This is a genomic window from Amycolatopsis kentuckyensis, assembly GCF_002155975.1.
GTDB lineage: Bacteria > Actinomycetota > Actinomycetes > Mycobacteriales > Pseudonocardiaceae > Amycolatopsis > Amycolatopsis kentuckyensis.
In genome coordinates, this window is sequence record NZ_MUMI01000352.1 from 1 (window position 1) to 4,227 (window position 4,227).

Sequence of the window (4,227 nt, forward strand, 5' to 3'; positions counted from 1 at the left end):
GCCGTCCTCGGCCACGACCGGCGAGTGGGTGCCCTGGAAGCCCAGGGGGTCCGGGAGCGGCTGCTCGTCGCCGAATTCCGGAGAGCGGCGGTTCTGGTGGCCGCCGAACGCCGGGCGGGCGTGCTCGTCGCCGGAGAATTCGGGCGGCCGCCGGCTCGGGAAGCCCCCGGGATCACGGCGGTCGTCGTGGTCACCGGCGGCCGGGCGCCGGCCGGGCAGGGCCCCGGGCTCCGGACGGCCGTAATCCTCGGCGTACTCCGGCGAACGCCGACCGGAGAGGCCGCCGGACTCCGGACGTACGTAGTCGTCGCCGAACTCCGGCGAGCGCCGACCAAGGAAGGCGCCGGACTCCGGCGAACGCCGACCGGGGAGGCCGCCGGACTCCGGACGGGCGTAATCCTCGGCGTACTCCGGCGACCGGCGACCGGGGAGGGCCCCCGGCTCCGGACGTCCGTGATCCTCGCCGGGGTGCTCCCGCGACGGCGAGCGCCTGGCTCGGCGGCCCGTGGGCTCGTCGGCGGGCTCCGGCGCCGCGTACTCGTCCTCGTCATCGGCCGAAGAGCCCCACTCGCGGGTGTCCTCGTCCGTGTAGCCCTGCGCGTCCGGCTGCGGCCGGGCCGGCTTGCGCTTGGGCATGATCATCGACAGCGTCGACATGTCGAACTTGCTGGGCGAATCGAAACCCTCGCGCTCGGTGCCGCGGTGCAGTGCGTCCCAGCCGCTGGAGTCCGGATCGTCGAATCCCGAAATCCTCATCTCGCCCTACCCACGCACGCCGCCCTGGAGCTGGGCGCGCAGTTCGGGGGTGATCTGCTGGCCGACCCGCTCCACGAGCAGGGTCATCTCGTAGGCGACCGTGCCGATGTCGCACGTCGGCGCGGCCAGCACCGCCAGCGACGAGCCGTCCGAAACGGACATCAAGAACAAGTAGCCGCGCTCCATCTCCACCACGGTCTGGTTGACGCCGCCCGCTTCGAAACAGCGCGCGGCCCCCGCCGTCAGGCTGATCAGCCCGGACGCCACCGCCGACAGCTGTTCGGCGCGTTCCTGGGGCAGCCCTTCCGACGGCGCCAGCAGCAACCCGTCCGCGGACACCAGAACGGCGTGCGCGGCGCCGGGCACCCGGCGGACGAAGTCCGTGATGAGCCAGCCGAACGAACCCTGGCCGGAAGCCGTCACTCCTGCTCCTCCTTGCTCGTGCGGCGTCGCCTGCCGCACCCCGGAGCGCCCGGCACGGCCGGTCGGCGACGCCACGGTAAAGCGTATTCGCACCGCCGGTGGTGTCGAGTCCGCCACCGGCCGGCCGCTGCGCACCCTACGTGTGCACCCGGCCGGGTTCCGCCGCAGTCCGGTCCGCCTCCCCCGACCGGGGGACACCCCACGGCTCGCACCCGTGAGGCATCGCCGCAGGTCAGCGCGGATGTCCACGACCGACGGGCCCGAGACCGGCCGACCACGCCGGCCGGCTGCTCCTCCGGACGGTGACAGCGCTCCCCGAAGTGGGTGAAGCCCGCGGAGTTCACTCCAACGGCCGCATCCGGATCGGGGCGTCATGGGTTATCCCGCGCGCAACGCCGAATCGTGCGCGATCGCGTGCTGGACGACCGAGATCAGCACCTGCTTCGCCGACTCGCGCTCCCGCGCGTCGCACGCCATGATCGGGACCGACGGCGCGATGGTGAGCGCGTGCCGGACGTCCTCGATCTGGTGGTGCAGCAGCCGGTCGAAGCAGTTGATGGCCACGACGTAGGGCAGCTTCCGGTTCTCGAAGAAGTCGATCGACGGGAACGCGTCGGCCAGCCGCCGCGTGTCGACCAGCACGACCGCGCCGATGGCGCCGACCGCGAGGTCGTCCCACATGAACCAGAACCGGTGCTGACCCGGGGTGCCGAACACGTACAGCACCAGGTCCGAGTCCAGCGAGATGCGCCCGAAGTCCATCGCCACGGTGGTGGTGGTCTTGTTGGGCGTGGCCGAGGTGTCGTCGTGTCCGACGCTGGCCTCGGTCATCATGGCCTCGGTGGTCAGCGGGTCGATCTCGGAGATCGCCCCGACCAACGTTGTCTTCCCCGAACCGAACCCGCCGGCGACCACGATCTTGGCCGACGAGGTCGGACCCGTCACCTGCGGCGCGTTCGCGTCGGAGTCAAATTCTCCGAAGCCCACTGAGCACCCTTTCCATGAACTCGATACTCGGGCGGTCGCCCACGGTCGGACTGCTGGAGTGCACCAGCACCAGCCCGAGGCCCGCCACGTCACCAATCAACACCCGCACCACGCCGAGCGGCAGGCGCAGGAGCGCCGCCACCTCGGCCACCGACCTGGTGTCGAGGCACAGGTCGCAGATCGACCGGTGCTCGGGCACCCGGACCCGGTCGAGCATCCGGCCCTGTTCGCTGGTCGAGATCAACGCCTCGATGGCCAGGTCGAGCGTCGCCTTCGTCCGGCCCCGGGTCCGGAAGTACGGCCGGACCAGGCCCGACGTCTCCATCTCCGTGGCCGGCGGCTCGTCGACGTACTCCTGGTGGGCCTGCCGCGGCAGCGCCGCGGCCAGCTCCCCGGAGTCCGGCCCCGAGCCGAAGTCACGCTCGGCGCTGTAGGCGGCGAACTCGTGCGCGTCGTACAGCGGCCCGCTCGAGCCACCGAACAGCTCCGCGCCCGGACCGCCGAGGAGGCGGTCGCGGTACTCGGTGCCGCCGGCGATCGGCCGGAGCGGTTCCTGCCCGGCATTGCTGTCGGTCAGCCAGTTCGGCGGCTCCCGCACGGGGTCGCTGTCGGAGGCCTGCACCCGCCGCGCGCGCCACTCGCGGTCGACGCGGTCCCGGAACGACTGCCAGTCCTCGCGGCTTTCGTCCGATTGGTCGGACCACCCGCCGGAGAAGTCGTCACCGAGCCGGCCATCACCCCTCAAGCGCCCGTCGTCCACGGCTCTCTCCTCGGTTCCCAGGTCCTCAGCGGCGGACGGCCGCACCCTGCAGTTGCGCCCGCATCTCCGGAGTCAGCTGCTGGCCGACCCGCTCCACCAGCAAGGTCATCTCGTAGACGACCAGGCCGATGTCACTCTCCGGCGACCCCAGAACCGCCAGGCACGAACCGTCGGAAACCGACATGAGGAAGAGGAAACCGTTGGCCATCTCGACCACGGTCTGCGCCACCGTGCCGCCCTCGAACACCTTGGCCGCGCCGCGCGCGAGGCTGGTGAGCCCCGACGCCACCGCGGCCAGCTGGTCCGCCCGGTCCTTCGGCAGGCCCCGTGAGGCCGCCAGGAGCAGGCCGTCGGCCGACACCACGACCGCGTGGGCCGCGCCGGGCACCCGGTGCACGAAATCCGTGATCAGCCAAGCGAAGCTGCCGGCATTGTTCGCCTTGGCATGCGCCTGGCCGTTCGGCTGCGCGGAGCCACCCGGCTGCATTGCACCCGCCCGTGTCACTTTCACTCCTCACTGCTGTCTGTGGTGTTGCCACGCCCCGGAACCCTGCTGCCTTGCAGCTGTTCTTCGGCCGGGAGTTCCTTCAAGGCGTGCCGTCCCGAGGTGTAGCCCCGTTGGAAGCTTGCCATCCGGCTCCGCGCCGCGGACGCCGAGCGGGTGATCGCACCCGTTCCGGGCATCCCCGCGGTGTTGTCCGCGAAGCTGTTCTGCGGGGGCGCGTCGACCGAAGGACTGCTGATCGACCCCGGCACCAGGTAGGCGTTCGGGACGCGTTTGGGCAGCCCCGCCGGGGTGATCTCCTCGTTCTTGGACTCCAGCAGCGACTGCGCCGCTTGCCAGCCGTCGTCGGAGGCACTGTGCCAGCCGTCGTCGGCGGGGAGGAGCGGGTGCCGGGTCGCCGCGGTCGGCTGGAGCTCGTCCCGGGACGGCTCCGCCGGCACGGGTGGCGCCGAAGCCGCGGGAGCCGCGGGCGGCTCGTCGGTACCGGTGAGCGGCGGCAGGTTGGGGTCTTCGCCCTCGCTCTGCTGCGGCACCGGGTCGGCGGCCGAGTCGTCACCCTCACTGAACCAGCGTGACAGCACCGACTGGTAGATGGGCAACCGCCGGGTGGGTACATCGTCCTCGAGCGCCGACGAGCCCACCTCGGCCGCGGGCGGGGGCGCCGGTGGCGGCTCCTCCGGCGGCACGAACTTCGGCTCGCGCTTGGGCAGCACCAGCGGCGCGAACTGCGTGTCGGCGGCCCGCGAGCTGGCCCCGTCGCCGTTCGGCGAGGGCGCCAGCGGCGCCAGGTCCTCGG

Annotated in this window: 4 protein-coding genes and 2 pseudogenes; all 6 read right to left on the reverse strand. The window is 72.2% G+C overall.

Annotation, left to right across the window (positions count from 1 at the left end):
• A pseudogene (locus CCN39_RS30670) lies at positions 1-756 on the reverse strand (DUF742 domain-containing protein); the annotation flags it as partial.
• 6 nt (positions 757-762) lie between these two features.
• A complete protein-coding gene (locus tag CCN39_RS30675) occupies positions 763-1,179 on the reverse strand; it encodes a roadblock/LC7 domain-containing protein (RefSeq protein WP_043776340.1) in 417 nt (138 codons plus the stop codon).
• Positions 1,180-1,557: 378 nt separating this feature from the next.
• Positions 1,558-2,166, reverse strand: coding sequence for a GTP-binding protein (locus CCN39_RS30680; RefSeq protein WP_043776338.1), 609 nt, complete (start codon positions 2,164-2,166; stop codon positions 1,558-1,560).
• Positions 2,147-2,926: a DUF742 domain-containing protein gene (locus CCN39_RS30685; protein ID WP_086847858.1), complete on the reverse strand. Its 780-nt coding sequence runs from the start codon at positions 2,924-2,926 to the stop codon at positions 2,147-2,149. The genes CCN39_RS30680 and CCN39_RS30685 overlap by 20 nt, the downstream gene beginning before the upstream one ends.
• Before the next feature lie 25 nt (positions 2,927-2,951).
• Entirely contained in the window at positions 2,952-3,413 is a 462-nt protein-coding gene (locus CCN39_RS30690; RefSeq protein ID WP_003085376.1) for a roadblock/LC7 domain-containing protein, read from the reverse strand.
• A gap of 20 nt (positions 3,414-3,433) precedes the next feature.
• Positions 3,434-4,227, reverse strand: a pseudogene (locus CCN39_RS30695) (nitrate- and nitrite sensing domain-containing protein); the annotation flags it as partial.